Below are 26,902 nucleotides of genomic sequence, written 5' to 3' on the forward strand. Positions count from 1 at the left end.
TACGCTGCGGGCAGGCACCGCTCCGTACTTGACCGACAGTTAGGAACACCGTGCGCCGCACCGCCGGTCCGCTCGCCGTCCTGCCGCTCCTCCTGATCGCCGCCTGCGGCAGTGACGGCACGCCGTCCCAGGGGGCCACCGGCACCGCCTCGGCCTCCGCCACGGCGGTGCCGAGCCCGGTGGCCTCGGCCTCCCCGATGCCCACGGTCTCCGGGAGCTTCGGCAGCAAGGCGACCATCACGCTGCCCGCCGGCCAGCCCAGCGGCCAGTTCGTGGTGAACACGGTGATCGAGGGGGAGGGCGCCACGGTCGCCAAGAACGACTGGGTGACCGTCAACTACACGGCCAAGGACTGGACCACCGGCAAGGACCTGACCAGCTCCTACGACTCCGGTCAGAAGCCCCAGCTCTACCAGGCGGGCAGCGGGCAGCTGGTGCCCGCCTTCGACCAGACCGTGCTGGGCAAGAAGGTCGGCACCCGGCTGCTGGTGGTGGCCCCGCCGGCGGCCGGCTTCGGCTCCACCGGCAGCGCCAACCTGGGCATCGGCGGCGGTGACACGGTGGTCTTCGTCCTGGACGTGGTGGAGGACCTGCCGCAGGACTCGACCATCGGCGGCACCATGACCCAGCCGCCCGCCGACCTGCCGCAGGTGAAGGACAACGGCAAGGCCGCCCCGACCATCACCATCCCGCCGGGGCCGCCGGCCCCGCCGACCGAGCTGAAGACCTCGGTGCTGGTGAAGGGCGACGGCAAGCCGGTGCAGTCCGGCCAGACCCTGGTGGTGCAGTACACCGGGGTGCTCTGGGCCAACGGCCAGCAGTTCGACTCCTCCTGGAGCCACGGCGGGGCGCAGGCGCTCCAGGTCGGCACCGGCAGCCTGATCAAGGGCTGGGACCAGGGCCTGGTCGGTCAGACGGTGGGCAGCCGGGTCGAGCTGGTGGTGCCGCCCGCGCTCGGCTACGGGGACAAGGCGCAGTCCTCCGTCCCGGCGAACTCCACCCTGGTCTTCGTGATCGACATCCTCGAAGCGGTCTGAAACCCCTGACACCGAATCGAAGCTCGCGGCTCTTACCGCGCCCTCATGTCCACCTGACATACTGTCGCGCACTGTGGCAGGTGTCCGTCAGGACCCGGCGAGGGCGCGGCCCGCGAGATGGATGGGGAGTCATGACTGAGAAGAGCGTCGGGGACCCGACGGCTGCACGGCCCGGCGGGCCGCTGCCGGGTGACGGCGAGTCGATCGTGGTCCCCCCGGCGATCCTGAAGCAGCAGGCCGGCTGGGGCGGCGACGAGGCCCGCCCGGCCGCCGGGGAGAAGAAGGACGAGGAGCCCCAGGTCTTCGCCTCCACGGTGCGCCGCAAGGACATGGACGAGTCGGGCTACGACGAGAACCCCGGCTCGGCCGGCAAGCTCGGCGTCATCCTGGGCACCGTGCTCGCGGTCCTGCTGGTCGGCAGCGGCATCACCCTCTACATGGTGAACAAGCCGGACTCGGGCAAGAAGGCCGCCGCCGACTCGGCGCCGTCCGCCCCGGCCCAGCCGACCCCGACCCAGGCCCCGGTGCCGCCGATCAAGAACGACGCCAAGGTGCTGCCGGTCGTCACCGGCGACTTCGGCACCAAGGCCGCCATCGAGCTCCCCAAGGACGCTCCCGACGGCAGCTTCGTGGTCAAGACGCTGACCGAGGGCACCGGCCCCGAGGTCAAGAAGAGCGACTGGGTGACGGTCGACTTCACCAGCAAGGACTGGGCCACCGGCAAGGACCTGGCCAACTCCTTCGACAACAAGAAGCCGCAGCTCTTCCAGGCCGGCGCGGGCAAGCTGATCCCCGCCCTGGACGACGCGGTGACCGGCCACAAGGCCGGCAGCCGTCTGCTGGTGGTGGCCCCGCCGGCCGCCGCCTTCGGCGACCAGGGCAACACCCAGATGGGCGTCGGCCCGAAGGACAACCTGGTCTTCGTGATCGACATCAAGCAGGGCACCTCGCCGGACGCGGTGCTCAGCGGCGAGATGGCCGCCCCGGCCGAGGGCATGCCCAAGGTCAAGGACAACGGCAAGAAGCCGGCCACCATCACCCCCGTCCCGGGCGTGGCCGCGCCGACCGAGCTGAAGACCTCGGTGCTGATCGAGGGCAAGGGCCGCAAGATCGAGTCGGGCGAGAAGGTCGTCGTCCAGTACACCGGCGTGACCTACGCCGACGGCAAGCAGTTCGACTCCTCGCTCGACCGCGGCCAGGCCTTCGGCTTCGTCACCGGTGGCGGCGGCGTCATCGAGGGCTGGGACAAGGCCGTCACCGGCCAGACCATCGGCAGCCGGATCGAGGTCGTGATCCCGCCGGCCATGGGCTACGGCGACAAGGCCTCGGAGAAGATCCCGGCCAACTCCACGCTGGTGTTCGTGATCGACATCCTGGACGCGGGTGTCGGCGGCGCCGACTAGTCGTCGCGTAACGTATCCCTGTTACATCACCGAACGAGAAGAGCTGTGCTGTGAGCCTTACCAAGCCGGAGATCGACTTCCCGATCGGCGACGCGCCGGCCGACCTGGTCATCGAGGACATCGTCGAGGGCACCGGCGCCGAGGCCAAGGCCGGCGCGATGGTCGAGGTCCACTACGTGGGCGTCACCTTCGAGACCGGCGAGGAGTTCGACGCCTCCTGGAACCGCGGCCAGACCTTCCGCTTCCCGCTGGGCGGCGGCCGGGTCATCAAGGGCTGGGACGAGGGCGTCCAGGGCATGAAGGTCGGCGGCCGGCGCAAGCTGACCATCCCGGCCCACAAGGCGTACGGGAACCAGTCCCCGAGCCCGCTCATCCCGGCCGGTTCGACCCTGATCTTCGTGGTCGACCTGCTCGGCGTCTGACGGTCCGTCCGACACCGCGTCACCCCGAGGCCCCACCCCGCAGCGAGCGGGGTGGGGCCTCGGCTTTCCCCCCGGGCGCCCCACCCGGTACGGTCAGCGACAGCTGACGAACCACCAGCACGAAGCACCCCGTTACCGGAAAGGTCCGCGATGGCGATCGCCAAGGCAGAGCGGCTGATGAACCTCGCCCTGTGCCTGATGAACACCAGACGTCCGCTCTCCAAGAAGGAGCTCCGGGAGTCCGTCGAGGCGTACCGGGAGGCCTGGCAGTCCGGCAGCGAAGAGGCCTTCAACCGGATGTTCGAGCGGGACAAGGACGACCTGCGCGAGCTCGGCCTGATCATCGACGTGGACGAGAACGGCCTCGACGGCGAGATGGGCTACCTGGCCCGCAAGGACCGCAACCGGCTGCCCGAGATCGCCCTGGACGCCGAGGAGGCGGCCGCGCTCACGCTGGCCGCCCGGGTCTGGCAGCAGGCCAAGATGTCCGGCGCGGCCAGCGGTGCGCTGCAGAAGCTGCGCGCCGCCGGCGTGCCGTTCACCGAGGAGCGCGAGCACTCCGCGCTGGAGCCGCGCATCCCGGCCCGGGAGGCGGCCTTCGAGCCGCTGCTCATCGCGGCCCGGGACCGACGGCCCGTCACCTTCGAGTACCGCAAGGCCGGTGCGGCCGCCGTCGAGCTGCGCTCGGTGGAGCCCTGGGCGCTGGAGTGCTGGCGCGGCCACTGGTACCTGGCCGGCTGGGACCGGGACCGCGAGGCGGCCCGGGTGTTCCGGCTGAGCCGGATCACCGGCAAGGTGAAGTCCCGGGCCGGCCGGTTCGCCGGCACCGTGCCCGAGCACGTGGACGTGCGCGCGGTGGTGGCCCGGTTCGGCGGCGAGGGCGCGACCGCCTCGGCCACCGTCCGGCTGCGGCAGGGCAAGGGCTTCCCGCTGCGCACCAAGGCGCTGGAGGTCCGCGAGGGCGCCGACGGCTGGGACGAGCTGGAGATCCCGTACGGCCCGGGACTCGGGGCAGAGGTGGCCGAGTTCGGCCCCGACCTGGTGGTGCTGGCGCCCGAGGAGCTGCGGGCGGACGTCGTCGACCGGCTGCGAGCGGTGGCCGGTCTCGTTGAGGGGCAGAGTTGAGCAACGCGATCGACCAGACCCGGCGGATGCTGTCGCTGGTCACCTACCTGCGCGAGCGGCCGGGCGCCGAGGTGGCCGAGGTGGCCCGGGCGTTCGGCATCACCGAGCGCGAGCTGATCAACGACCTGAACGTGCTGCCGATGTGCGGCACCAGCTTCCGCGGCGGCGACCTGCTGGACATCGACACCGACGGCGAGCGCATCTGGTGGCACAACGTCGACGACGTGGCCCAGCCGCTGCGCCTCGCCGCCGACGAGGCCACCGCGCTCCTGGTGGCCGCCCGCGCGGTGGCCGGCCTGCCCGGCCTGCGCGAGCGGGACCGGCAGGCGCTGACCCGCGCCGTCGCCAAGATCGAGGACGCGGCCGGCGAGAGCGCCGAGTCCTCGGCCCGGGTCGGCGTGACCTTCGAGGCCGAGGGCCAGGTCTTCGCCGACATCGACCGCGCGCTGAGCGAGGGCCGGCTGATCTGGCTGCGCTACTGGTCGCACGGGCGCGGCGGCATGACGGAGCGTCTGGTCGACCCGATCCGGCTGGTCACCGAGGGGCACACCTACCTCGAGGGCTGGTGCCGCACCTCGGAGGACCGCCGGGTGTTCCGGCTGGACCGGGTGGCCGAGATCAAGGTGCTGGACGAGCCGGCCGACCCGCCGCGGCTGGAGCCGCGCGACCTGTCGGCCGGGCTGGTCACCCCCGCCGCCTCCGACCCGGAGGTGGTGGTCGAGGTCGGCCCCGGCGGCCGCTGGGTGGCCGAGTACTACACCCACGACTCGGCCGAGGAGCTGCCCGACGGCGGTCTGCGGATCACCCTGCGCAGCGCGGACCCGGCGGGCCTGCGCCCGCTGGCCCTGCGGCTGGGCCGGGAGGGCCGGATCGTCTCCCCGCCGGAGCTCGCCGAGTCGGCGCGGGCCGCCGCGCTCGAGGCGCTCCAGGGCTACGAGGGCTGAGCCGGTGACCGCGGAGGGCACCAGATTCAAGGTCTACTGCTCTCACTGCCGGGAGAAGGTGGAGCTGCCGGCCGAGGCCTTCCGGCTGGCGCTGGGCGCCACCCGGGAGCGCACCTTCTACAGCTTCAGCTGCCCGGCGTGCGGCCAGACGGTCCGCAAGAGCGCGGGGGAGTCCATCGTCGAGGCGCTGACCAGGGCCGGGGTCAGCACCATGCGCCTGCTGCCGGTCGACTGAGAACCACCTAGCGAGGAGTTGCAGTGCCCTGGACCGTCGTCGCCGCCGTCCTGCTGTCCACCGCCGGACTGCTGGTGCTGGGGGTGCTGGCCGGACGGCTCTGGCTGGACGTCAGGGCGCTGGCCCGGGAGGTCGGCACGGCCTCCCGGGCGGTGACCGAGGCGGCCGAGCGCCTGACGGGGTGACAGCGGGTCGTTCTCCGAGGCCAGGTAGCATCCGGTCGTTGTCGCAGCTTCACCCGCAGGGGCTACCATCGCCGGGAGCGGGGGAGTGCTGCCCCTCGGAGAAAGGTGGTCGCACATGCGGATCGGCACGATCCTCATCATCGTCGTCCTCGCCCTACTGCTGTTCGGCGCGAAGCGGCTGCCCGACCTCGCCCGGTCGCTCGGCAAGTCGGCGCGGATCCTGAAGGCCGAGGGCAAGGCGCTCAAGGAGGAGGGCAAGTCCCTCAAGGACCGGACGGTGGCCGCCGCCAAGGAGGGCGCCGCCGAGCCGATCGATCCGGTGGAGCCGGCCCGCGTCGTCAAGTCCGCCCCGGGTGACCCGGCCCGAGTCGAGGACCGAGCTTGAGCAAGAGCGAGAAGGCCGTCAAGCCGGCCAAGGACCCCGAGGGCCGGATGGCCCTGGCGGAGCACCTGCGGGAGCTGCGCAACCGGCTGGTGAAGTCGATCCTGGCGATCCTGCTCTTCACGATCGTGATCGCGATCTTCTACCGCCCGGTGATCGACTTCCTGATCGCCCCGCTGCCCGCCTGCGGTCCTGACAACAAGCCGCCGCCGGGTGAGAACAAGTGCGCCCTGGTGGCGAACATCGGCCTGATGACCGCCTTCACCGTGGTGCTGAAGGTCGCGCTGACCGGTGGCGTGGTCGCGGCCACCCCGGTCTGGCTCTTCCAGCTCTGGCGCTTCGTCGCGCCCGGTCTGCACAAGAGCGAGCGCCGCTACACGGTGGCCTTCATGGGCTTCGGCATCCCGCTCTTCCTGACCGGCGCCGCCTTCGCCTACCTCATCATGCCGATGACGGCGGCGATGCTGATCCACTTCGCCGGCACCGACGTCACCTCGATCCTCACCGTCGAGGACTACCTCGACGTGGTGACCAGGATGGTGCTGGTCTTCGGTCTGGGCTTCGAGTTCCCGCTGCTGCTGGTGATGCTGAACTTCGTCGGCGTCCTCACCGGCAAGCGGCTGCTCGGCTGGTGGCGCGGCATGGTGATGGCCATCACGGTCTTCGCCGCCTTCGCGACCCCCTCGGCCGACCCGGTGAGCATGATCCTGCTGGCCCTGCCGATCATCGCGCTGTACTTCGTCGCGGTCGGCGTGGCGCTGATGAACGACAGGCGCAAGCTGCGCAACAACCCGGACGCGGGCCTGGACGACGAGGAGGCCTCGCACCTGGACCTCTCGGTCGAGGACGTCGCCGGAGCCGAGGCGATCGGCGCCTCCTCCGCACCGGAGCTGCCGTCCGCCGTCCCGGCCGCCCGTCGGGAGCAGCTGGACGACATCACCTGACACTGTCGCGACTGACCCGCCGTCAGTTCGCCCGAACGGCCCCGGCCTGCTGGTTCTTCCAGTGGACCGGGGCCGTTCGTCATGTCCACGGCCTTGGCAGAGCAGAAGCCATGTGACATATTACTGCCGTGTCCACGAGATCCCCCCACGATGTCCTGGTGGTCGGCGCCGGTGTGGTCGGCGCCGCCTGCGCCTACTACGCGGCCCGAGCCGGCCTGAGCGTCACCGTCGTCGACCGCGGCCCGGTCGCCGGCGGCACCACCGGTGCCGGCGAGGGGAACCTCCTGGTCTCCGACAAGGAGCCCGGCCCCGAGCTCGACCTCGCCCTGTACTCCACCGGCCTGTGGCGCACCCTGGCCGCGGAGCTGGGGGAGGCGGTCGAGTACGAGCCCAAGGGCGGCCTGGTGGTCGCCTCCACCGAGGCCGGGATGACCGCGCTGCGCGGCTTCGCCGCCGAGCAGACCAAGGCCGGGGTGGAGTCCTCCGAGATCTCCGGTGACCGGCTCGCCGAACTGGAACCGCACCTGGCCGCCGGGCTGGGCGGCGGCTTCCTCTACCCGCAGGACGCCCAGGTCCAGCCCGCGCTGGCCGCCGCTCACCTGCTGCGGGCCTCCGGGGCGCGCCTGCGGCTCGGCGAGACGGTCACCGGCATCCGCACCGCGCCCTCCGGCGAGGTGCTCGGGGTGACGACCGGTCAGGGCCGGATCGACGCCCCGGTGGTGATCAACGCGGCCGGGACCTGGGGCGGCGAGCTGGCCGCGATGGCCGGCGTCGAGCTCCCGGTGCTGCCCCGGCGCGGCTTCGTGCTGGTCACCGAGCCGCTGCCGAGGATCGTGCGGCACAAGGTCTACGCCGCCGACTACGTGGCCGACGTGGCCAGCGGCTCGGCGGCGCTGCAGACCTCCGCCGTGGTCGAGGGCACCCCGGCCGGGCCGGTGCTGATCGGCGCCAGTCGGGAGCGGGTCGGCTTCGACCGCATCCTCTCGGTCGAGGTGCTCCGGCGCCTGGCGGCCAACGCGGCCCGGCTCTTCCCGGTGCTGCGCACCGTCCAGGTGCAGCGCGCCTACCGGGGCTTCCGCCCGTACCTGCCGGACCACCTGCCGGCCATCGGGGCCGACCCGCGGGTGCCCGGGCTCTACCACGCCTGCGGCCACGAGGGCGCGGGCATCGGCCTGGCCCCCGCCACCGGTGAGCTGATCGCCCGTCAGCTCACCGGCGAGGCCCCCGGGCTCGACCTCACCCCGTTCCGAGCCGACCGCTTCCCGCACCCTGGAGGAGCCGCGTGAGCGCCCGCACCCCCGCCGAGCTGGTCGGCGCCCGGCCCCAGCCGGGGCACACCATCGACTTCGACGGCCGCCCGATCCCGGTGCTGCCCGGCCAGACCATCGCGGCCGCGCTCTGGGCCAACGGCATCCTGGCCTGGCGCACCACCCGGGTGAACGGGCGCCCGCGCGGCGCGTTCTGCGGCATCGGCGCCTGCTACGACTGCCTGGCCACCGTGGACGGCGCGCCCAACCAGCGCACCTGCCTGATCCCCGCCGAGCCCGGCACCACCGTCACCACCCAGGAGGGCCACGGCCGTGCCGACCTCGCCGTCTGACCCCCGGGGCCTCCAGGACCCGTACGACCTCGCGGTGATCGGGGCCGGCCCGGCCGGGCTGGCGGCCGCCGTCACCGCCGCCTCCTCCGGCCTGCGCTGCGTCCTGCTGGACGCCGGCCCGCGCCCGGGCGGCCAGTACTACCGCCACCCCGCGCCGGAGCTGGGCGCGGCCCGCCCGGAGAAGCTGCACCACGGCTGGCCCGCCTTCGCCAAGCTGCGCGACCGGCTGGCCGCGAGCACCGTCACCCACCTGACGGAGCACCAGGTCTGGACGGCCGAGCAGGGCACCGGCGGGCGGCCCTGGCGGCTGCACGCGCTGCACGGCGGCGAGGCGGTGACGGTCGAGGCGGCCGCGGTGCTGCTGGCCACCGGCGCCTACGAGCGCCAACTGCCCTTCCCCGGCTGGACGCTGCCCGGCGTGGTGACGGCCGGCGGCGCGCAGGCCATGCTCAAGGCCGGCCTGGTGCTGCCGGGCCGGCGGATCGTGGTGGCGGGCAGCGGCCCGCTGCTGCTGGCCGCCGCCTCCTCGCTGGTCTCCGCCGGGGCCACCGTGCCCGCGGTGGTGGAGGCCTCGAACTACCTCGGCTACGCCCGCGGTCTCACCACGCTGGCCGCCAACCCGGCCAAGCTGGTCGAGGGTGCCGAGCACGGCACCAGGCTGCTGCGCGGAAGGGTCCGGCTGCGCCGCTCCAGCGCCGTCGTCGAGGCGCACGGCACCGACCGGGTGACCGCCGTGACGGTGGCGAGGCTGGACGCCGAGTGGCGACCGGTGCCCGGCACCGAGCGGCGGATCGAGTGCGACGCGCTGGCGGTCGGGCACGGCCTGCTGCCGCAGATCGAGCTGGCCACCGAGCTGGGCGCCGAGACCTTCACCACCGCCGACGACACCGTGGCGCTCAAGGTCGACGACGAGCTGCGCACCTCGCTGCCGGGCCTGTGGGCGGCGGGGGAGACCTGCGGCGTCGGCGGCGCCGACCTGGCGATCGCGGAGGGCGCGCTGGCCGCCCGGGTGATCGCCGGGGCGCCGGTGCCGGCCTCGCTGCGCGCCCGCCGGGAGCGCCGCCGGGCCTTCGCCGGCCTGATGGCCGCCGCGCACCGGCCCGGCCCGGGCTGGACGGGGTGGCTGCGCGAGGACACCGACGTCTGCCGCTGCGAGGAGGTCCCGGCCGGGGCCATCCGCACCGCGGTGGAGGAGCTCGGCGCGGCCGACCCGCGGACGGTCAAGCTGCTCACCCGGGCCGGGATGGGGTGGTGCCAGGGCCGGATGTGCGGCCCGGCGGTGGCCTGCCTCTCCGGTGCCGGCGGGCTGAAGCCCGACTCCCGCCCGCTCGCCTGCCCCGTCCCGCTGGCCCAGCTCGCCGACGGCGCACCGAGCTGAACGGCCCCGCGCGCGGCGCACTCGTCCGTGGACTGCGCCGGCCCGCGCCCCTGACATCCCCTCAGGTGGTCCACACCCTTGTGGTCCTCCGCCCGCTCTAATAAAATGTCACACCTCACCACTCAAGGAGACCCCCAAGTGTCCGCAACGCACGAGCCCACCCGTCCCTGGCGCGGCATCATGGTCGCCACCACGCTCCCGCTGCGTGACGACCTGTCCGTCGACTACGACGCCTACGGCGAGCACGTCCAGTGGCTGATCGCCAACGGCTGCGACGGCGTGGTCCCCAACGGCTCGCTCGGCGAGTACCAGGTCCTCACCGCCGAGGAGCGGGCCCGCGTGGTCACCACCGCCGTCGAGGCGGCCGGTGACGGCTCCCGCGTCATGCCGGGCGTCGCCGCCTACGGCTCCGCCGAGTCCCGCCGCTGGGCCGAGCAGGCCGCCGAGGCCGGCGCCGGCTCCGTCCTGCTGCTGCCGCCGAACGCCTACCGCGCCGACGCCGCGGCGGTCCGCGCGCACTACGCCGAGGTGGCCAAGGCCGGCCTGCCGATCGTGGCGTACAACAACCCGATCGACACCAAGGTGGACCTGGTCCCCTCGCTGCTCGCCGACATCCACAAGGACGGCAACATCGTCGCCGTCAAGGAGTTCAGCGGCGATGTCCGCCGGGCGTACGAGATCGCCGAGCTGGCCCCGGGCCTGGACCTGCTGATCGGCGCCGACGACGTGCTGCTGGAGCTGGCCGTGGCCGGCGCCGTCGGTTGGATCGCCGGCTACCCGAACGCCCTGCCGGAGGCCAGCGCCAAGCTGTTCCACGCCGCCGTCTCGGGTGACCTGGAGACCGCCGTCCCGCTGTACCGCTCGCTGCACTCGCTGCTGCGCTGGGACTCCAAGACCGAGTTCGTCCAGGCCATCAAGCTCTCCATGGACATCGCCGGCCGCCCGGGCGGTCCGGTCCGTCCGCCGCGCTTCCCGCTCTCCCCGGAGATCGAGGCGGCCGTCCGCGCCGCCACCGAGCAGGCCATCGCGGCCGGCCTGGTCTGACACAGCGTCAAGCCCGAGAAGTGACCAGAGGCCGGCTGCGGCGGCAGCCGGCCCTCTCTCCCCGAGGAGATCCCCCCATGCGCAGCCGTCACGTGTTCCACGCCGTGGACTCCCACACCGAGGGCATGCCGACCCGGGTCATCACCGGCGGCTTCGGCACCATCCCCGGGGCCACCATGGCCGAGCGCCGGGTGCACTTCCAGCAGAACCTGGACGACTTCCGCACCCTGCTGATGTACGAGCCCCGCGGCCACGCGGCGATGAGCGGCGCGATCCTCCAGCCGCCCACCCGGCCGGACGCCGACTTCGGCGTGCTCTACATCGAGGTCTCCGGCCTGCTGCCGATGTGCGGGCACGGCACCATCGGCGTGGCCACCGTGCTGGTCGAGACCGGCATGGTCCCGGTGGTCGAGCCGGTCACCACCGTCCGCCTGGACACCCCGGCCGGTCTGGTGATCGCCGACGTGCACGTCCAGGACGGCGCGGCCAAGGCCGTGACCATCCGCAACGTGCCCTCCTACTCCGTCGCCCTGGACCAGAAGATCGAGGTCCCCGGCTACGGCACCGTCACCTACGACCTGGCCTACGGCGGCAACTTCTACGCGATCCTGCCGCTGGCCGAGTTCGGCATCCCCTTCGAGCGCGAGCGCAAGCAGGAGATCCTGGACGCCAGCCTGGCCATGATGGACGCCATCAACGCGGCCGACCGCCCGGTGCACCCGGAGGACCCGTCCATCCACAGCTGCCACCACGTGCAGCTGCTGGCGCCCGGCTCCACCGCCGAGCACTCGCAGCACGCGATGGCCATCCACCCGGGCTGGTTCGACCGCTCGCCCTGCGGGACCGGCACCTCGGCCCGGATGGCCCAGCTGCACGCCCGCGGCGAGCTCCCGCTGGAGCGGGACTTCCGCAACGACTCCTTCATCGGCACCACCTTCACCGGCCGTCTGGTGGAGGAGACCACGGTGGCCGGACGGCCGGCCGTGGTCCCGACCGTCACCGGCCGGGCCTGGGTCACCGGCACCGCGCAGTACTTCCTCGACCCGAGCGACCCGTTCCCCGCGGGCTTCCTGCTCTGACCGCGCCGGGGCGGTCGCGCTGCCCGTCCGCAGCCGCCGCCCCGCCCGCGGCCCCTGAACGACCGTCAGACCCGGCCCACCGCCCGACCGCCGTCCGAAAGGCATCCCGTGATCACCTCGTACAACCCCGCAGACCCGTCCGACCTGGTGGTCGAGGTCGAGAGCCCCGGCGCGGCCGGGGTGGCTGCGGCCATCGAGCGGGCCCGGGCCGCCCAGGCCGGCTGGCGGACGCTCGGCGCGGCGGGCCGCTCGGCCGCCCTCACCAAGGCCGCCGCCGCGATCGAGGCGCACGCCGACGAGCTGACCGAGCTGATCGTCCGTGAGGTCGGCAAGCCCGCCGTCGAGGCGCGCGGCGAGGTCGGCCGCACCGTGGCGATCTGGCGCTACTACGCCCAGGCCCCGTTCGCCCCGGCCGGCGAGGTGCACGAGCCCGCCGCCGGCGAGGGCCTGCTGCTCACCCGCCGCCGCCCGTACGGCGTGGCCGGTCTGGTCACCCCCTGGAACTTCCCGCTCGCCATCCCGACCTGGAAGGCCGCCCCGGCGCTCGCGGTCGGCAACGCGGTGGTGCTCAAGCCCGCCCCCGAGGCCACCGCCTGCGCGCTGCGCCTGGCCGAGCTGGCGGGCCTGCCGGAGGGTGTGCTGACCGTTGTCCCCGGCGGGGCCGAGGAGGGCGCCGCCCTGGTGGCCGGCGCCGACGTGATCTCCTTCACCGGCTCCACCGGCGTCGGCCGGGCCGTGGTCGCCGCCGCCACCGAGCGCGGCGTCCCGGTGCAGGCCGAGATGGGCGGCCTGAACGCCGCCATCGTGCTGCCCGACGCCGACATCGCCCAGGCCGCTGCCCACCTGGCCGCCGCCATCGCCGGCTACGCGGGCCAGAAGTGCACCGCCACCAGCCGGGTGATCGCGGTCGGCGACGCCTACGAGCCGCTGGCCGAGGCGCTGGCCAAGGCGCTGACCGCGATCGCCGCGCCCGGTGCCCTCACCGAGGTCTGCGGCCCGGTCATCAACGAGCCCGCGCTGGAGCGCCTCACCACCGCCGTCGACTCCGCGGTCGGCGCCGGTGCCGTCGCGCTGGCCGGTGGCCACCGGATCGACCGGGACGGCTGGTTCATCGAGCCCACCCTGCTGGAGCAGGTCCCGGCCGGACACCCGCTGCGCACCGAGGAGTTCTTCGGCCCGGTCGCCGTGCTGCTGCCCGCCGCCGACCTGGACGAGGCCATCGCGGTGGCCAACGACACCGCGCAGAGCCTCTCCACCTCGGTGCACAGCCGGGACCTGGACACCGCGCTGGCCGCCGCCGACCGGCTGGACGCCGGCATGGTCCGGGTCAACGCCCCCTCCAGCGGTGTGGACTTCCACCTCCCGTTCAGCGGCGCCAAGGGCGCCGGCTACGGCGCGCGCGAGCAGGGCCAGGCCGTGCTCGACTTCTTCACCGCCCAGCGCACCGTCACCCTGCTCCCCGCCGGGAGCCCGCGATGAGCGACGCCCTGACGGTGGACACGGTCGACTACCACACCGCCGGCGAGCCCTTCCGGATCGTCACGGCCGGCCTGCCGCCGATCCCGGGCGACTCGGTCGCCGAGCGCCGGGCCATCGCGCTCGGCGCCGGCGGCACCGCCACCAACCCCCGGCCGAGCGCCCTGGACACCGTCCGGCAGCTGCTCACCCGGGAGCCGCGCGGCCACGCCGGGATGTACGGCGGCTTCGTGGTGCCGGCCGACGACAGCGAGGCCCACTTCGGCGTGTTGTTCTGGCACAAGGACGGCTACTCCACCGCCTGCGGCCACGGCACCATCGCGCTCGGCGCCTGGGCCGTCGACTCCGGCCTGGTGGACGCCCCCGCCGACGGCGACGCCCGGGTGCGGATCGACGTCCCGTCCGGCCGGGTCACCGCCACCGTGCACCGCTCCGGCGGCGCCACCACCGGCATCACCTTCCGCAACGTGCCCACCGCCGTCTCCGCCCGGGGCGTCAAGGTGGAGACCTCGCGCGGCCCGGTCTCCGTCGACCTCGCGCACTCCGGAGCCTGCTACGCCTCGGTCCGGGCCGCCGACCTCGGCCTGACGGTCACCACCGACCGGCTGCCCGAACTCACCGCCGTCGGCCGGGAGATCCGGGCCGCCCTGGCGGACCACCCGGCCACCCGGCACGCCTCGGACCCGCTGCTCTCCGGCGTCTACGGCGTGATCCTGCACGAGGACCTGCCCGCGATCGCCTCGGGCCCCAACCAGCGCAACGTCACCGTCTTCGCCGACGGCCAGATCGACCGCTCCCCGTGCGGCTCCGGCACCTCCGCCCGGCTCGCCCTGCTGGCCGCCGAGGGCCGTCTGACCCCCGGTCAGGAGCTGCGGCACGAGTCGATCATCGGTACCGTCTTCACCGGACGGCTGGCCGGCGAGCACCCCGACGGGGTGATCACCGAGGTCACCGGTACCGCCCACCGCACCGGCGAGCACCGCTTCCTGCTCGACCCGGCCGACACCCTCGGGACGGGGTTCCTGCTCTGATGACCGCTCAGCTCCCCTTCGTCCCGCTCACCCTGGGCCCCGCCGAGGCGGTCGACGCCCTCGCGGCCGTCCTGCTCGACGGCCTCGACGTCGAGGACGCCCCGGCCCGCAGCAACATCCCCGTCCCGGCGGGCGAGCTGCTGCTGATGCCGGCCGCCTCGGCCCGGTACACCGGCGTCAAGATCGCGGGGGTGGTCCCGGGCAACGCTGCCCGGGGCCTGCCCCGGATCACCGGCAGCTACCTGCTGCTGGACGGCCCGACCCTCCAGCCGCTCGCCCTGCTGGACGGCGTCGCGCTCACCTCGCTGCGCACCCCCGCCGTCACCGCCCTGGCGCTGCGTCAGCTGGCCGAGCCGGACGCCTCCCACCTGGTGCTCTTCGGCACCGGACCGCAGGCCTTCGCCCACCTGGACGCGCTGCTGGCGATCCGCCCGCTGACCAGGGTGACGGTGGTCGGGCGCTCGCCCGAGCCGGCCGCCGCGCTGGTCGCGTACGCCGCCTCGCTCGGCCTCACCGCCGCCCTCGGCACCCCTGGCGCGGTGTCGGAGGCCGATCTGGTGGTCTGCTGCACCACGGCGCGCGAGCCGCTCTTCGACGGCGCGAGCGTCCCCGACCACGCCGCGGTGGCGGCGGTCGGCTCGCACGAGCCGTCGGCCCGGGAGGTCGACTCGGTGCTGGTGGAGCGCTCCGCGCTGTACGTGGAGTCGCGGGCGGTGGCATTGCGGGAGGCCGGGGACCTGCTGATCCCTTCTGTGCCCGGGTACCGCCTTGCTAACCTGTCAGAACTGGTGAACGGCAAGGCAGTTGTCCCGACGGACCGGCCGCGCTTCTTCAAGAGCGTGGGCATGGCCTGGGAGGACCTGGCGGTCGCCTCCGCACAATTCGCCGCTGCTGGACAGAAGTAATTCACAAATCAACGTATTCAACGTAACGTGACATTGTACAATGGTGTCCTGCTCAGCCCCCACCGGAGGAACACCATGGCGGACCTCAAGCCCCGCGCCCTCATCTCCGTCCAGGAGCGCCTGCGCGACCAGGTCGCCCACGCCCTGCGCGCTGCCCTGATCTCCGGCGAACTCCGCCCGGGCGTCGTCTACTCGGCCCCCGCGCTCGCCGCCGACTTCGGCGTCTCCGCCACCCCCGTCCGGGAGGCGATGCTCGACCTGGCCCGCGAGGGCCTGGTCGAGGCGGTCCGGAACAAGGGTTTCCGGGTCACCGAGCTGACGGAGCGCGACCTCGACGACTACACCGAGATCCGCGCCCTGATCGAGGTCCCCACCGTCGGCCGGGTCACCCGCACCGCCACCCGCGAGCAGCTGGAGGCCCTGCGCCCCGAGGCCGAGGCCATCGTGGTCGCCGCCCGCAAGCACGACCTCATCGGCTACCTCGAGGCGGACCGCCAGTTCCACCTCTCCGTCCTCGGCCTGGCCGGCAACGCCCGCCTGGTCGAGGTCGTCGGCGACCTCCGCAAGCGCTCCCGCCTCTACGGCCTCACCCGCCTCGACCAGCGCGGCGAGCTCGTCTCCTCGGCCGAGGAGCACCTGACCCTCCTCGACCTGATGATCTCCGGCGACGCCCCGGCCGCCGAGCGCTGCATGGTCGAACACCTCGGCCACGTCCGCTCCCTCTGGGCCGCGGACGAGGAGACCATCGACGAGCGCCCGGCCCTCCGCCTCGGCGCCCGCTGAGCTCGTACGCCCTCACCCGTTCCGGTTTGCCAGTCCGCCCGCCCTACCCGGCCGTGCCCCGCTAGCGTCGTGCGCGCGAACGGTGGTCGGGTGAGGGGGCCGGATGGGGTGGCGGCGGATTCTGCCGTGGGGGCGGGCCGGGGCCGGTGCGCGGGTCGATGTCGGTGGTGCCGGGGCGGTCGGGGTCGGCCGGGACGTGGTGCACGGGGCGATCGGGCCGCAGGCCACGGCGGTGCACAACGAGGTCACCGTGTACGTCGGGGAGGGGCCGGCCGCCGCACTGACGGAGGGTGAGGTCGAGCGGGCGCTCGCCGCGTACCTGGCGCGGGTGCGCGAGAGCCAGCGGCGGTTGGACCTGGACGTGCTCGGGCCGGGGGACGCCGCGGGGGAGCTGCCGCAGATCGAGTTGCGGCAGGTGTTCGTCCCCCAGCTGAGCCGCCCGTTCGAGGCCAGGATCCCGGACGACCTGCGCCGACTGCTCACCGAGGCGGGTGAGTTGGTCGAGGGCCCGCTGCCGCCCGGGCTCGACTCGGCGATGGCACGACAACTGTCCGACCAGCAGCGTGCGGTGACGCCACGGCCGGTTCTGGAGGTGCTGGCGGACGGGGCGGCGCGGCGGTTGGTGGTGCTGGGGGATCCGGGAGCGGGGAAGTCGACGCTCGCGAAGTACCTCGCCCTGGCGCTGGCCGGTGCGCTCGACCGACCTCCGCAGGAGCTCGCTCCGTTGGCGGGGTACGTCCCGCTGCTCGTGGAGCTGCGGCAGTACGCGCAGGAGCGCTGGCGCGAGCGGAGCTTCGAGGACTTCCTGGACCACGTGCACGAGCAGGGCCGGATGGAGCTGCCACGTCCGGTCCTCGACCACCTGCTGGCACACGGCCGGGCGGTGGTCGTCTTCGACGGTCTGGACGAGGTCTTCGACCCCGGGCTGCGCGCGGAGACGGCGCGCCGGATCGCCGCCTTCGCCACCGGCCGGCCCGAGGTCCGCACCGTCGTGACCTCGCGCGAGTACGGCTACCGCTCCCACGAGTTCAGCTCGGCCGGCTTCTCCCAGGTGATGCTGCGGGACCTCGAACGCGCCCAGGTCGAGGAGTTCGTCCGTCGCTGGTACGCGGCCGCGCATCCCGGCGAACCGGAGCTCGCCTCCCGGCTCGCCCGACGTCTGCTGGACGCGGTGCGGGAGGTGCGGGCAGTCGGTGAACTGGCTTCCAACCCACTGCTGTTGACGATCCTGGCATCGATCGGTCTGGGCCGGACGATCCCCCGGGAGCGGCGCAAGGTGTACGAGCACGCGGTCGAGGTGCTGATCGGCCGCTGGGACCGGGACGCGAAGTTCCTGACACCGCCCGGCCCGACGGACGCCGAGGCGGCGCGGGCGGTCGAGTGGCTGACCACGGCACGTCGGTTCCGGCTCCTCGAACGCATCGCCCGTCGGATGCAGGACAGCGCCGACCGTCCGTCCGGAACGTACGTCCGCCACGACGAGCTGATCGAGATCGTGGTGGGATACCTGACGGACCACCACATCGGCCCGGTCGCGGCCGACATCGCGGCCCGCCACGTCGTGGACCACCTGCGCACCCGCAACTTCATCCTGGCCCACTTCGGCGGTGGCATCTACGGCTTCGTGCACCGCACCTTCCTGGAGTACCTGGCGGCCAACGACGTCCTGAACCGGCGTGACGAGGAGGAGTGGGACCGTCAGGAGCTGCTCGACCACCTGGGCCGGCACACCACCGACCCGGCCTGGCACGAGGTCATCCTGCTCACGGTCGGCGGGCTCCGCCAGCGTGACGCGGCCGCGTTCCTCCAGCACCTGTTGCAGGACGGCAAGGGAGCCGAACGGCGAGCGGCCGCACTCCAACTGGCGGTCCGGGCGCTGGCCGAACGCGACGACTTCGAGACGGCGCCGCCCCCGGGGGCACCCGGCCGTCACCTGTCGCTCACGGTCCAGGGCCATGCCGTCATCGACGCCCTGGTCATGGCGGCCTTCGACGGCGGCTTCCGCGGCACGGGCGAGACGCGTGCCGCGCTCAGGTCCGTCAGCCACTTCTGGGGCGGCCGCAGCCGGTACCTGAGGTGGTACCACGCGGGTGCCTGCGAGACGGATTCACGCCTCGGAGAGACGTCGGCGGAGACCGCCGCCCTGCTCGCGCGCGGTGTGGACGAGCTCGTCGCCCAGACGCGGATCCCGTGGAGCGCCGAGCTCCGCACGGCTGCGCTGACGGCGCTGGGCGGTCACTGGGCGGATCACGACGGCGTCCTCGCCGAGCTGCTCGCTGCCGCTGCGGGTGAGTTCCCGGACAACCGCGCGGCCGCTCTGTGGGCGTTGCGACGTTGGCCGGACAGCGAGGAGGTGTTGGACGCGGCGCTCGGGGCCCTGGCCGATGACCACCGCGAGGTGCGCACCAGTGCCCTCAGGCTGCTCGCCGCCGACTGGTCGGACCGGTCCGAAGTGTTCGACGCGGTGCTGGCCGTGGCCGTCGACGAGCGGAGCGCCGGTCGGGCGGAGGCCATCGATTCCCTCGTACCGTACTGCCCGGTCCACGAGGCGGCGCGCGCGGCGATCATGACGGCCCTCACCGACGAGCTCCCGACGATCCGTTCGGCCGCCGTCGGTGCCCTGGGACGCCTGCCGAACGACCGGGCGGTGCAGGACAGGATCCTGGCGGCCGCCGCGGACGACGACTTCAGGGTGAGGCTCGCCGCTCTGCTCGCGCTCGACCCGATGTGGCCGGACGACGGCGCGGCGCTCGAGGCGGCGCTCGCCGGTGCCGAGGACGACCACCACGAGGTGCGGTCGATGGCCCTGTTCTGCCTGGCCACCCGCTGGGAGGAGCGCGAGGAAGTACTGCGGGCGACCCTCGCGGCCACCGCCGACCGGCACGAGGAGGTCCGGAAGTCGGGCGTGTACGTGCTCGGTGCGTACTGGGCCCACCGGGAGGAGGCGTTCCACGCCGTGCTGGCCGCCGCGACCGCCGGGGACCCCGAGATCCAGGGCTTGGCCCTTCTGGTGCTGGGCAGTTGGTGGGGGGAGCGGGCGGAGTCCTTCGAGACGGTCCTGGCGGTCGCGTCCGACGGGAGGGCCGAAGCCCAGGACTCGGCCGTCCGGACCTTGGCGGACCACTGGGGGGACCGTGAAGAGGCCTTCGAGGTGATCAGGGCGGCCGCGGCCGCGCCGCACCACGACGCTCGTGTCTCGGCCCTGAACGTCCTGGCGGACCGGTGGGCGGACCGGGAGGCGGTGCTACCCGTTCTCCTGGGGGCGTTCTCCGACCCTCATCACGAGGTCCGTGAGCAGGCCTTGCGGCAGTGCGTCAGGTACTGGCCCGAGCGTGGCGAGGTGGCCGCGGCCGTCGCGCGGGCCGTCACGGACGACCACCACGAGGTGCGTGCGCTGGCGCTGGTCTTCCTCGCCATGTGCCGGGCGGACGAGCCGGGCACGAGCGCGATGGCGGTTGCCGGCACCGCTGACGAGCACCCCGAGGTGCGGACGGCCGCCTTGCAGGCCTTGGCCGCCCTCCAGCCCGCGCAGCACGTCCGGTTGATTCTCGACCGTGCCTCGCGGGACGAGGCGTCGAAGGTGCGGATCACGGCGCTGCGGCTGGCGGCGAGCATCCTGCCGCAGGATCCCGGGACCAGGGAGCTCCTCACCGAACTGGTCGAGGACGCCGACGAAGAGGTGGCCGCCGCCGCGCGGGAGGCGCTGCCGTTGCTGGACCTGCCGCGGCCGTCACTGTTGCCCTGACGCCCCGTCAGTCGCCGCTCGCAGGTGCGGCAGGAAGGCCGTGACCGCCGGGGGCAGGGCGTGGCCGCGGCGGGTGGCGGTGTGGACGTGGCGGGTGGGGGTGTCGTCGGGGTGGAGGGGGACGAGGGCGAGGTCGGGGCGGGTGGCGGGGGCCGAGAGGGACGGGACGAGGGTGACGCCGAGGCCGGCGGCGACCAGGCCGAGTTTGGCGGTCCATTCGGCGACGGCGTACTCGATGCGGGGGTGGAAGCCCTGGCGGAGGCAGGCGGCGAGGAGGGTGGAGCCGGGGTCGCGGGAGGCGGCGATCCAGGGGGCGTCGGCGAGGTCGGTGAGGTGGAGGACGGGACGGCCGGCGAGGGGGTGGTCCCGGGGGAGGGCGACCAGGAGGGGGTCGGTGGTGAGGGGGGTGAGGTCGAAGAGGTCCGTGTCGTAGGGGTGGCCGGGGTAGGCGGCGATGACGGCGAGGTCGACGAGGCCGTCGCGGAGCCGGTCGAGGAGGGCGGCGGAGAGGCCCTCGGTGACGGTGACGGAGATTGCGGGGTGGGCGGCGCGGAAGCGGGCGAGGGCGGTGGGGAGCAGGACGGCGTTGGCGCTGTCGAAGGAGCCGATCCGCAGGTGGCCGCCGGTGAGTGAGCTGAGGGCGGTGAGTTCGCGGGTGGCGGTGTCGAGGCGGTCGAGGACGGCTTCGGCGTGGGGGAGCAGGGTGCGGCCGTGCTCGGTGAGGCGGACGCCGCGGGGGAGGCGGTCGAACAGCGGGGCTCCGAACTCGGCCTCCAGGGTGGAGATCTGACGGGACACCGCGGACTGGGTGTAGCCGAGGCGTTCGCCGGCCGCGGTGAAGGAGCCCAGGCGGGCGGCGGTGCGGAAGACGTCGAGCCAGGCCATGTCCATTCCGCATGGATAGCATGCGGGACATTCGTTTGTCGCCTGGCTGGGGGCTGCCTACGGTGGACGGCATGGAGAAGATCGCATTCCTCGGCCTGGGCCGGATGGGCCTGCCGATGGCCAAGCGCCTCAAGGCAGTTGGGTACGACGTGACGGTCTGGAACCGCACGCCGGGCAAGGGGGACGGGCTCGACGAGGCGGAAGGCGCGCCGGAGGCGGTGCGCGGGGCCGGCACGGTGGTGACGATGCTGGCCGACGCGCCGGCGCTGCGCGAGGTGGCCGGGCGGGTCGCCGGGGAGCTGGCGCCGGGCACGCTGTGGGTGGAGATGTCCTCGGTCGGGCCGGAGGCGGTGGCGGAGCTGCGGGCCGAACTCCCGGACGGGGTGGCCCTGGTGGACGCCCCGGTGCTCGGCAGCGTGGGGCCGGCCGCGAGCGGGGGGCTGACCGTGCTGGCCGGCGGGCGGGCGGCGGACGTGGAGCGGGCGCGGCCGGTGCTGGCGGCGCTGGGCACGGTGGTGGACTGCGGCGGGCCGGGGGCGGGCGCCGCGCTCAAGGTGGTGGTGATCAGCGCGATCGTCGGGGGAGTCGCGCTGGTCGGGGAGGCCTTGGCGGTGGCGGACGGGTACGGCCTGCCGGAGGAGCTGACGGCCCGGGTGCTGGGGATGGGCCCGTTGGCGGGGCTGCTGGCCCGGGCCACCACCACGGAGGCGGACTTCCCGGTCCGGCTGGCCGCCAAGGACGTGGCCCTGGCGGCCGGCGGGCCGGTGCTGACGGCGGTGGCGGAGGGTCTGGGCTCCCGCCCCGAGTTGGCCGATCGGGACCTGGCCCGGTACGTGGACGCGCTCCGCGCCGAGACCGTCGGGCGGGCGGTGGTGTCAGCCGGCTGAGGGGGTCTGTTCGGTGAGGACGGCGGTGGCCCGGTCGAGGAACTCGCAGAACCGCCGGTGCTCCTCGGGGGAGAAGCGGTCGGTGAGGGCGCGCTCCAGGACGTTGACCTCCTGGTAGGCCCGGTCGAGCACCTCCTGTCCGGCAGGGGTGAGGGTGGTGAGCATGACCTTGGCGTGGGCGGCGGAGGCCGTGCGCTCGATCAGCCCCTTGGTCTGCATGCCGTTCAGGACGGTGGCCATGCTCTGCTGGGAGACGCCGCAGGCGCGCGCGAGTTGGGCGCCGGAGAGGGCGTCGTCGGCGCGGGAGAGTGCGAGCAGGACCGTGTACTGGGTCATGGTCAGCCCGTAGCCGCGCAGCACGGCCTCGTGATGGGCCATCAGGGCCTGCTCCGCGCGCCGGATCCGGGAGCAGATGTGTTCCTCGACGGGCAGTTCGGCCATCGCTGTCTCAACTTTCTTGCTTGACTCAATTACCTGAGACTCATTAGGTTCTTCGGTATCAGGTTACTGAGTCGACCCAAGGAGTTGAAACGTGATGAAGGCTGCTGTCCTGGACGTCGACGGCCACCTCCGCCCGACCGAGCTCGCCGAGCCGGTACCCGGGCCCGGCCAGGTGGCCGTCCGGGTCGCCTACGCGGGCGTCCAGTGGGGCGACGTGCTGGTCCGCGACGGTCACTTCCCCGTCCCGCGCCCCTTCGTGCCCGGCTTCGAGGTCGCGGGCCGGATCGTTGCGGTCGGTGAGGGCGTGCCGGCCGGCCGGGTCGGCGAGGAGGTCGTCGCACTGGTCGGCGGGGGCGGATTCGCGGAGGTGGTGCTGGCGCCGGCGGTACTGGCGGTGCCTGCGGCGGGAGTCGACGCGCGGACGGCGGGGGCACTCGGCTGGGCCGCGCCGACCGCGTACGACCTGGTCAACGGGGTGGCCGGGGTGCGCCCCGGCGACCGGGTGCTGATCCACGCCGCGGCCGGCGGGGTCGGCACCCTGGCGGTGCAGTTCGCCGCCCTGGCGGGGGCCGGGGAGCTGACCGGCGTGGTCGGCAGCGCCGAGCGGGCCGCGTACGCGCGGCGGTTCGGCTACCACCGGCTGGTGACCCGGGAGGAGTTCCCGGCCGCCCTCGAGGGCGCGGAGTTCGACGTGGTCCTCGACCCGGTCGGCGGGGCGGCCCGGACCGCGAGCCTCGAACTGCTCGCCCCGCACGGCCGGTTGGTGGCCTACGGGGACATCGCCGGGGCGGCGCCGGTCGAGGTCCCGGTGACCGGACTGCTGATGCGGGGTCAGTCCGTGCTCACCTACAACGGCGAACTGCTCAGCCGGACCGACCCCGCCCGGCTGGCCGCGAGCGTCACCCGTGCCCTCGCGCTGGTGGCCGGCGGCTCCGTCCGGGTGGACGTCACCGCCGAGCACCCGCTGGAGGACGCGGCGGCCGCGGTGGCCGAGCTGGCGTCCGGCCGCACCCGGGGCAAGGGCCTCGTCCGGATCACCTGACCCGGCCGCCGACGGAGGCCCCCCGACGACGGCCTCCCCAACGGCGGTCGGCCGGCGGCGCGGTGGCGGCCGGAGGGTCAGGAGAGCCGGCCGTCGTGCATCTCCAGGACCCGGTCGACCCGGCCCAGCAGGTCGCGGTCGTGGGTGACCATGACCGTGGCGGTGCGGTGCTCGCGGGTGATCTCGGCGAGCAGCTCGACGATCTGGGCGCCGCGTTCGTGGTCCAGGGCCGAGGTGGGTTCGTCCACCAGCAGGACGGACGGGGAGCCGAAGAGCGCGCGGGCGATGTTGACCCGCTGGCGTTCGCCGCCGGAGAGCTGGTGCGGACGGCGGCGCTGCTTGGCCGGGTCCAGGCCGACCGAGGCGAGCAGGGCCTCGGCCCGGGCCCGGGCGGCCCGCACGGAGCCGCCGCGGACGGACTCCAGGACCAGCAGCTGCTCGACGGCGGTCAGCGAGGCCAGCAGGTTGGACTGCTGGAAGACGATGCCCAGCCGCTCCCGGCGCAGCGCGGCCCGGGCCTTCTCGCCGAGCGCGCCGACCTCCTGACCGTCTATCAGCACCCGCCCGGAGTCCGGCCGCAGCAGAGTGGCGGCCACCGCCAGCAGCGAGGACTTGCCGGAGCCCGACGGCCCGGCGACGGCGGTGAACTCGCCGGGGGCGACCGCCAGCGAGACGGCGTCCAGGGCGGTCAGCCGGGCCTCGCCGTCGGGGTAGGTGAGGGTGACGTCCTCCAGCGCGAGGCCGGTACGGACAGCGGTGGCGGTGGCGGTCATCGGTTGGCTCCCAGCGCGGCCAGCGGGTCGACGGAGGTGATGCGGCGGACGGCGAGCACGGCCCCGAGCAGGCCGAGCAGCACCATCGCGGTGACGGGCACGAAGACGCTCAGGAAGCTGACGTCGAAGGGCACGGCCGAGGCCGCGAACAGCCCGCCGACCCCGCCGAGCAGCCCGCCCAGCAGCGCCCCGCCGAGCAGCACGGCGGCCGCCTGCGCGAGCGCGTCCCGCACCAGGTAGGCGCTGCTCGCGCCGACCGCCTTGAGCACCGCGATGTCGGGCTTGCGCTGCACCGTCCAGACCGTGAAGAAGGCCCCGACCACCAGCGCGCTGACCGCGAACAGGAAGCCCTGGATCATCTGGAGCGATCCCTGCTCGGCCGAGTAGCCGTTGATCCCGGCCAGCGCGTCCGAGAGCGAAACCGTCTCGGTGCCCTGGGCCGCGTCCACTGCCGACAGGTCGGTGCCGCCGGCCACGTCCAGGGCCAGCGCGGTGGGCTGGGTCTGGCTGCTGACCCGCTCCCAGGTCGCCACGGTGGTCCACACGGTGGGCGCGTGCCCGTACGAGCGGGGCGCGGTGATGCCGGAGACGGTGAGCTGGACGGGGCCCAGCTTCACCTGCTGACCGACCGTCAGGTGGTACTCCTCGGCCGCGTCCGAGCCGACCGCGACCTGCCCGTCCGCGGGCTGGGCGCCGGACTCCAACGGCGGCAGCAGCGCACCCGGCGCCCCGAACACGCTCACCGAGGCGGCGGCCGCGCTGCCCGTCAGCCTGGTCATCGAGATGCCCAGCGGCTGCGCCGACTTCACGCCCGGGGCGGCGGCCAGTGCGGCGGCCTGCTCGGGGGAGACGGTGGAGTTGCTGAACGAGACGGTGGGCGCGGCCCCGGCGGGGGCGCCGAAGACGATCCGGTCGGCCGGGAGCTCGGCGACGGTGGAGGAGGCGGCGGAGGCGAGCCCGCCGGTGAGGCCGTAGAGGAAGACGACCAGTGTGGTTATCAAGGTGACCACCGCGCCCATCAGGGCGAAGCGCCCTCTGGCGAAACGGATGTCCCGTAGTGCGACGAACACGGTGACCCTCTCGGGGAAGAACGGAGTGGTTCAGACTCCTCCACCCTGTCGGCGCGCGGGCTCCGTTCCATCAGGGAGAGGAAGGGGAGTCCACTCCTGCGGGGGATGCACTCCGGAATCCATCGAACGGTTGATGCCGTGGCGGCCTGAGCCGCCACCGCCACCCCGTACCCTCGGAAGGCGTGACCGCCACCGAACCCCACCCCGGAGCGACCCCCGCGCTGCGGCTGATGAACTTCGCCCTGCACGGGCTGTTCGCCGCCCTGCTCGTGGTGCTGCTCGCGCGCGGCCTGGCGGTCGGCAACCTCGGTCCCGGCGCGGTGATCACCGCGATGGTGCTGGCCGCCGTCTACCTGAGCGGCGGGGCGGTGGAGGCCGTCCGCACCGACCGGCGCTGGGCCTGGGTCTGGTTCGGCGCGGTGCTGCTGCTCTGGATCGGGCTGACGCTCCAGCACCCCGAGTTCTGCTACCTGGCCTTTCCGCTCTACTTCGTCTGCCTCCACCTGATGCCGGTCCGCTGGGCCGTGCTCTCGGTGGCCGGGCTGACCGCCGTGGTGGTCGCCGCCCAGGCCGGGACGGACGGCGGCCTGACCACGCCCAAGGTGCTCGGCCCGGTGGCCGGTGCCGTGGTCGCCCTGCTCACCGCCTACGGCTACGCCGCGCTCTACCGGGAGAGCCGGGAGAAGCAGCGCCTCATCGACGACCTGGTGCGCACCCGCGGCGAGCTCGCCGCCACCCAGCGGGAGGCCGGACGACTGGCGGAGCGTCAGCGGCTGGCCCGGGAGATCCACGACACCCTGGCGCAGGGGCTGTCCAGCATCGTGCTGCTGGCGCGGTCGGCGGAGTCCGCACTGCCGGACGGGGCCGCGACGGCCCGGGAGCGGATCGCCGAGGTCGGGGCCACCGCCTCGGCGAACCTGGCGGAGGCGCGCAGGTTCGTGCAGGCGCTGACGCCGCCGGCCCTGGACGACGCCACCCTCTGCGAGGCGCTGCGCCGGCTGACGGCCGGTCAGGGCGCGGCGTTCCACCTGGACGGCGAGCCGTACCCGCTGCCGGTGGAGGCGGAGGTGGCGTTGCTGCGGCTCACCCAGGAGGCGCTGGCCAACGCCGTCCGGCACGCGCGGGCCAGGGCGGTCGCGGTGACCCTGACGTACCTGGACGACGAGGTGACGCTGGACGTGTTCGACGACGGGGTGGGCTTCGACCCGCAGGCCCTCCCGGAAGCGGGGCGGGCCCGGTTCGGGCTGCACGGGATGCGGGAGCGGATCGCCGCGCTGGGCGGCAGCCTGACGGTCGAGTCCGCACCGGGGGAGGGCACGGTGGTCGCGGTGTCGCTGCCGCTGCGGGCGATCGAGACGGCGGAGAGCGTGATGATGCGGGAGGCGTCGTGATCCGGGTGGTGCTGGTGGACGACCACCCGGTGGTGCGGCGGGGGCTGCGGGCCATGGTGGACGAGCTGCCGGAGCTGGAGGCGGTGGGGGAGGCTGCCGACGGGGCCGAGGCGCTGCGGGTGCTGGAGGGGCTGGCGGAGCGGCCGGACGTGGTGCTGATGGACCTTCAGATGGGGTCGGGCATGCACGGGGTCGAGGCGACCCGGCGGATCACCGCGCTGCCGGACCCGCCGGCGGTGCTGATCCTCACCACGTACAGCACGGACGCGGACATCCTGTCGGCGGTCGAGGCGGGAGCGACGGGCTACCTGTTGAAGGACGCCCCGCCGGAGGAGCTGGTGGCGGCGGTGAAGGCCGCCTCCCGCGGGGAGACGGTGCTGGCGCCGCCGGTCGCGGCGCGGCTGCTGGGGCGGGTGCGGGCGGGGCGGCCGACGCTGTCCCCGCGGGAGGCGGAGATCCTGCAGCTGCTGGCGGAGGGGCTGGCCAACCGGCAGATCGCCAAGCGGCTGTTCATCAGCGAGGCGACGGTGAAGACGCACCTGGTGCACATCTACGACAAGCTGGGCGTCGACAGCCGCACGGCGGCGATCGCCTCGGGCCTTGCGAGCGGACTGATCAGGCCCGCGTGAGGCAGGCGGGGCGGTAGGGCAGCGACCCAGGGGCGCGAGGAACTGCGCGCTGGGGGACGGCAGTAC

General features: G+C 73.9%; 27 protein-coding genes. 23 read left to right on the plus strand and 4 right to left on the minus strand.

Annotated features, from left to right (window positions below; genetic code table 11):
* The first annotated feature begins 50 nt into the window (after positions 1 to 50).
* The 19 genes from ACWEPF_RS12155 (at position 51) to ACWEPF_RS12245 (ending at position 19,718) form a co-directional block, all read left to right on the plus strand.
* Entirely contained in the window at positions 51 to 1,037 is a 987-nt protein-coding gene (locus tag ACWEPF_RS12155) for an FKBP-type peptidyl-prolyl cis-trans isomerase (protein ID WP_452172504.1), read from the plus strand.
* A gap of 131 nt (positions 1,038 to 1,168) precedes the next feature.
* The gene (locus ACWEPF_RS12160) at positions 1,169 to 2,440 is read left to right on the plus strand and encodes an FKBP-type peptidyl-prolyl cis-trans isomerase (protein WP_452172505.1); all 1,272 of its coding nucleotides are present in this window, start codon (positions 1,169 to 1,171) and stop codon (positions 2,438 to 2,440) included.
* Positions 2,441 to 2,490: 50 nt separating this feature from the next.
* A complete protein-coding gene (locus ACWEPF_RS12165; protein WP_345289774.1) occupies positions 2,491 to 2,862 on the plus strand; it encodes an FKBP-type peptidyl-prolyl cis-trans isomerase in 372 nt (123 codons plus the stop codon).
* A gap of 150 nt (positions 2,863 to 3,012) precedes the next feature.
* A complete protein-coding gene (locus ACWEPF_RS12170; RefSeq protein ID WP_452172506.1) occupies positions 3,013 to 3,987 on the plus strand; it encodes a helix-turn-helix transcriptional regulator in 975 nt (324 codons plus the stop codon).
* Between the two features lie 26 nt (positions 3,988 to 4,013).
* A complete protein-coding gene (locus tag ACWEPF_RS12175) occupies positions 4,014 to 4,931 on the plus strand; it encodes a helix-turn-helix transcriptional regulator (RefSeq protein ID WP_345289826.1) in 918 nt (305 codons plus the stop codon).
* 4 nt (positions 4,932 to 4,935) lie between these two features.
* On the plus strand, positions 4,936 to 5,166 hold the full coding sequence (locus tag ACWEPF_RS12180; RefSeq protein WP_452172507.1) for a hypothetical protein: 231 nt from the start codon (positions 4,936 to 4,938) through the stop codon (positions 5,164 to 5,166).
* 23 nt (positions 5,167 to 5,189) lie between these two features.
* Complete coding sequence (locus tag ACWEPF_RS12185) at positions 5,190 to 5,351, plus strand: hypothetical protein (protein WP_345289769.1); 162 nt, start codon at positions 5,190 to 5,192, stop codon at positions 5,349 to 5,351.
* A 115-nt stretch (positions 5,352 to 5,466) separates the two neighbouring features.
* Complete coding sequence (gene tatA / locus ACWEPF_RS12190) at positions 5,467 to 5,736, plus strand: Sec-independent protein translocase subunit TatA (RefSeq protein ID WP_345289768.1); 270 nt, start codon at positions 5,467 to 5,469, stop codon at positions 5,734 to 5,736.
* Positions 5,733 to 6,677 carry a twin-arginine translocase subunit TatC gene (gene tatC / locus ACWEPF_RS12195; RefSeq protein WP_345289767.1) on the plus strand — a complete coding sequence of 315 codons (945 nt, stop codon included), beginning with the start codon at positions 5,733 to 5,735 and terminating at the stop codon, positions 6,675 to 6,677. Before tatA ends, tatC begins: the two co-directional genes overlap by 4 nt.
* A gap of 128 nt (positions 6,678 to 6,805) precedes the next feature.
* On the plus strand, positions 6,806 to 7,963 hold the full coding sequence (locus ACWEPF_RS12200; RefSeq protein WP_452172508.1) for an NAD(P)/FAD-dependent oxidoreductase: 1,158 nt from the start codon (positions 6,806 to 6,808) through the stop codon (positions 7,961 to 7,963).
* Complete coding sequence (locus ACWEPF_RS12205) at positions 7,960 to 8,277, plus strand: (2Fe-2S)-binding protein (protein WP_345289764.1); 318 nt, start codon at positions 7,960 to 7,962, stop codon at positions 8,275 to 8,277. Before ACWEPF_RS12200 ends, ACWEPF_RS12205 begins: the two co-directional genes overlap by 4 nt.
* Positions 8,258 to 9,655 (plus strand): FAD/NAD(P)-dependent oxidoreductase, encoded by a 1,398-nt coding sequence (locus ACWEPF_RS12210; protein WP_452172509.1) that lies wholly within the window; start codon positions 8,258 to 8,260, stop codon positions 9,653 to 9,655. Before ACWEPF_RS12205 ends, ACWEPF_RS12210 begins: the two co-directional genes overlap by 20 nt.
* A gap of 180 nt (positions 9,656 to 9,835) precedes the next feature.
* Complete coding sequence (locus tag ACWEPF_RS12215; protein ID WP_345289825.1) at positions 9,836 to 10,699, plus strand: dihydrodipicolinate synthase family protein; 864 nt, start codon at positions 9,836 to 9,838, stop codon at positions 10,697 to 10,699.
* A gap of 77 nt (positions 10,700 to 10,776) precedes the next feature.
* Positions 10,777 to 11,778, plus strand: a complete 1,002-nt coding sequence (locus ACWEPF_RS12220) for a proline racemase family protein (protein ID WP_452172510.1) — start codon at positions 10,777 to 10,779, stop codon at positions 11,776 to 11,778.
* Between the two features lie 108 nt (positions 11,779 to 11,886).
* Positions 11,887 to 13,257 (plus strand): aldehyde dehydrogenase family protein, encoded by a 1,371-nt coding sequence (locus ACWEPF_RS12225; RefSeq protein WP_452172511.1) that lies wholly within the window; start codon positions 11,887 to 11,889, stop codon positions 13,255 to 13,257.
* On the plus strand, positions 13,254 to 14,285 hold the full coding sequence (locus tag ACWEPF_RS12230) for a proline racemase family protein (RefSeq protein ID WP_452172512.1): 1,032 nt from the start codon (positions 13,254 to 13,256) through the stop codon (positions 14,283 to 14,285). Before ACWEPF_RS12225 ends, ACWEPF_RS12230 begins: the two co-directional genes overlap by 4 nt.
* Positions 14,285 to 15,190 carry an ornithine cyclodeaminase family protein gene (locus ACWEPF_RS12235; protein WP_452172513.1) on the plus strand — a complete coding sequence of 302 codons (906 nt, stop codon included), beginning with the start codon at positions 14,285 to 14,287 and terminating at the stop codon, positions 15,188 to 15,190. Before ACWEPF_RS12230 ends, ACWEPF_RS12235 begins: the two co-directional genes overlap by 1 nt.
* A gap of 75 nt (positions 15,191 to 15,265) precedes the next feature.
* The gene (locus ACWEPF_RS12240) at positions 15,266 to 15,973 is read left to right on the plus strand and encodes a GntR family transcriptional regulator (protein ID WP_345289756.1); all 708 of its coding nucleotides are present in this window, start codon (positions 15,266 to 15,268) and stop codon (positions 15,971 to 15,973) included.
* Positions 15,974 to 16,076: 103 nt separating this feature from the next.
* Entirely contained in the window at positions 16,077 to 19,718 is a 3,642-nt protein-coding gene (locus ACWEPF_RS12245; RefSeq protein WP_452172514.1) for an NACHT domain-containing protein, read from the plus strand.
* On the opposite strand, the gene ACWEPF_RS12250 is transcribed toward ACWEPF_RS12245, so the two are convergent.
* Positions 19,704 to 20,609, minus strand: a complete 906-nt coding sequence (locus ACWEPF_RS12250) for a LysR family transcriptional regulator (RefSeq protein WP_452172515.1) — start codon at positions 20,607 to 20,609, stop codon at positions 19,704 to 19,706. The two genes, ACWEPF_RS12245 and ACWEPF_RS12250, sit on opposite strands and share 15 nt — an antisense overlap.
* Before the next feature lie 65 nt (positions 20,610 to 20,674).
* Here ACWEPF_RS12250 and ACWEPF_RS12255 point away from each other — a divergent pair, with 65 nt between their 5' ends.
* Positions 20,675 to 21,490 carry an NAD(P)-dependent oxidoreductase gene (locus ACWEPF_RS12255; RefSeq protein WP_452172516.1) on the plus strand — a complete coding sequence of 272 codons (816 nt, stop codon included), beginning with the start codon at positions 20,675 to 20,677 and terminating at the stop codon, positions 21,488 to 21,490.
* Here the strand turns inward: ACWEPF_RS12255 and ACWEPF_RS12260 are convergent.
* A complete protein-coding gene (locus ACWEPF_RS12260) occupies positions 21,479 to 21,931 on the minus strand; it encodes a MarR family winged helix-turn-helix transcriptional regulator (protein WP_452172517.1) in 453 nt (150 codons plus the stop codon). The genes ACWEPF_RS12255 and ACWEPF_RS12260 overlap by 12 nt on opposite strands.
* A 94-nt stretch (positions 21,932 to 22,025) precedes the next feature.
* On the opposite strand from ACWEPF_RS12260, the gene ACWEPF_RS12265 reads away from it, so the two are divergent.
* Entirely contained in the window at positions 22,026 to 22,973 is a 948-nt protein-coding gene (locus ACWEPF_RS12265) for a quinone oxidoreductase family protein (protein ID WP_452172518.1), read from the plus strand.
* Positions 22,974 to 23,050: 77 nt separating this feature from the next.
* Here the strand turns inward: ACWEPF_RS12265 and ACWEPF_RS12270 are convergent, their stop codons facing one another.
* Together ACWEPF_RS12270 and ACWEPF_RS12275 are read right to left on the minus strand one after the other, a co-directional pair.
* Entirely contained in the window at positions 23,051 to 23,746 is a 696-nt protein-coding gene (locus tag ACWEPF_RS12270) for an ABC transporter ATP-binding protein (protein WP_452172519.1), read from the minus strand.
* Complete coding sequence (locus ACWEPF_RS12275; RefSeq protein WP_452172520.1) at positions 23,743 to 24,816, minus strand: ABC transporter permease; 1,074 nt, start codon at positions 24,814 to 24,816, stop codon at positions 23,743 to 23,745. Before ACWEPF_RS12275 ends, ACWEPF_RS12270 begins: the two co-directional genes overlap by 4 nt.
* A gap of 182 nt (positions 24,817 to 24,998) precedes the next feature.
* Here ACWEPF_RS12275 and ACWEPF_RS12280 point away from each other — a divergent pair, with 182 nt between their 5' ends.
* Positions 24,999 to 26,207 carry a sensor histidine kinase gene (locus ACWEPF_RS12280; protein WP_452172521.1) on the plus strand — a complete coding sequence of 403 codons (1,209 nt, stop codon included), beginning with the start codon at positions 24,999 to 25,001 and terminating at the stop codon, positions 26,205 to 26,207.
* Positions 26,204 to 26,836: a response regulator gene (locus ACWEPF_RS12285; protein ID WP_452172522.1), complete on the plus strand. Its 633-nt coding sequence runs from the start codon at positions 26,204 to 26,206 to the stop codon at positions 26,834 to 26,836. Before ACWEPF_RS12280 ends, ACWEPF_RS12285 begins: the two co-directional genes overlap by 4 nt.
* Positions 26,837 to 26,902 lie beyond the last annotated feature (66 nt).

Source organism: Kitasatospora sp. NPDC004289 (genome assembly GCF_053602875.1).

Coding starts and splice junctions, on each gene's coding strand:
- ACWEPF_RS12160 (WP_452172505.1), top strand. CDS start 1,169: ATGACTGAGAAGAGCGTCGGGGACCCGACGGCTGCACGGCCCGGCGGG.
- ACWEPF_RS12170 (WP_452172506.1), top strand. CDS start 3,013: ATGGCGATCGCCAAGGCAGAGCGGCTGATGAACCTCGCCCTGTGCCTG.
- ACWEPF_RS12175 (WP_345289826.1), top strand. CDS start 4,014: ATGCTGTCGCTGGTCACCTACCTGCGCGAGCGGCCGGGCGCCGAGGTG.
- tatA (WP_345289768.1), top strand. CDS start 5,467: ATGCGGATCGGCACGATCCTCATCATCGTCGTCCTCGCCCTACTGCTG.
- ACWEPF_RS12215 (WP_345289825.1), top strand. CDS start 9,836: ATGGTCGCCACCACGCTCCCGCTGCGTGACGACCTGTCCGTCGACTAC.
- ACWEPF_RS12220 (WP_452172510.1), top strand. CDS start 10,777: ATGCGCAGCCGTCACGTGTTCCACGCCGTGGACTCCCACACCGAGGGC.
- ACWEPF_RS12230 (WP_452172512.1), top strand. CDS start 13,254: ATGAGCGACGCCCTGACGGTGGACACGGTCGACTACCACACCGCCGGC.
- ACWEPF_RS12235 (WP_452172513.1), top strand. CDS start 14,285: ATGACCGCTCAGCTCCCCTTCGTCCCGCTCACCCTGGGCCCCGCCGAG.
- ACWEPF_RS12240 (WP_345289756.1), top strand. CDS start 15,266: ATGGCGGACCTCAAGCCCCGCGCCCTCATCTCCGTCCAGGAGCGCCTG.
- ACWEPF_RS12245 (WP_452172514.1), top strand. CDS start 16,077: ATGGGGTGGCGGCGGATTCTGCCGTGGGGGCGGGCCGGGGCCGGTGCG.
- ACWEPF_RS12250 (WP_452172515.1), bottom strand. CDS start 20,609: ATGGACATGGCCTGGCTCGACGTCTTCCGCACCGCCGCCCGCCTGGGC.
- ACWEPF_RS12255 (WP_452172516.1), top strand. CDS start 20,675: ATGGAGAAGATCGCATTCCTCGGCCTGGGCCGGATGGGCCTGCCGATG.
- ACWEPF_RS12260 (WP_452172517.1), bottom strand. CDS start 21,931: ATGGCCGAACTGCCCGTCGAGGAACACATCTGCTCCCGGATCCGGCGC.
- ACWEPF_RS12265 (WP_452172518.1), top strand. CDS start 22,026: ATGAAGGCTGCTGTCCTGGACGTCGACGGCCACCTCCGCCCGACCGAG.
- ACWEPF_RS12270 (WP_452172519.1), bottom strand. CDS start 23,746: ATGACCGCCACCGCCACCGCTGTCCGTACCGGCCTCGCGCTGGAGGAC.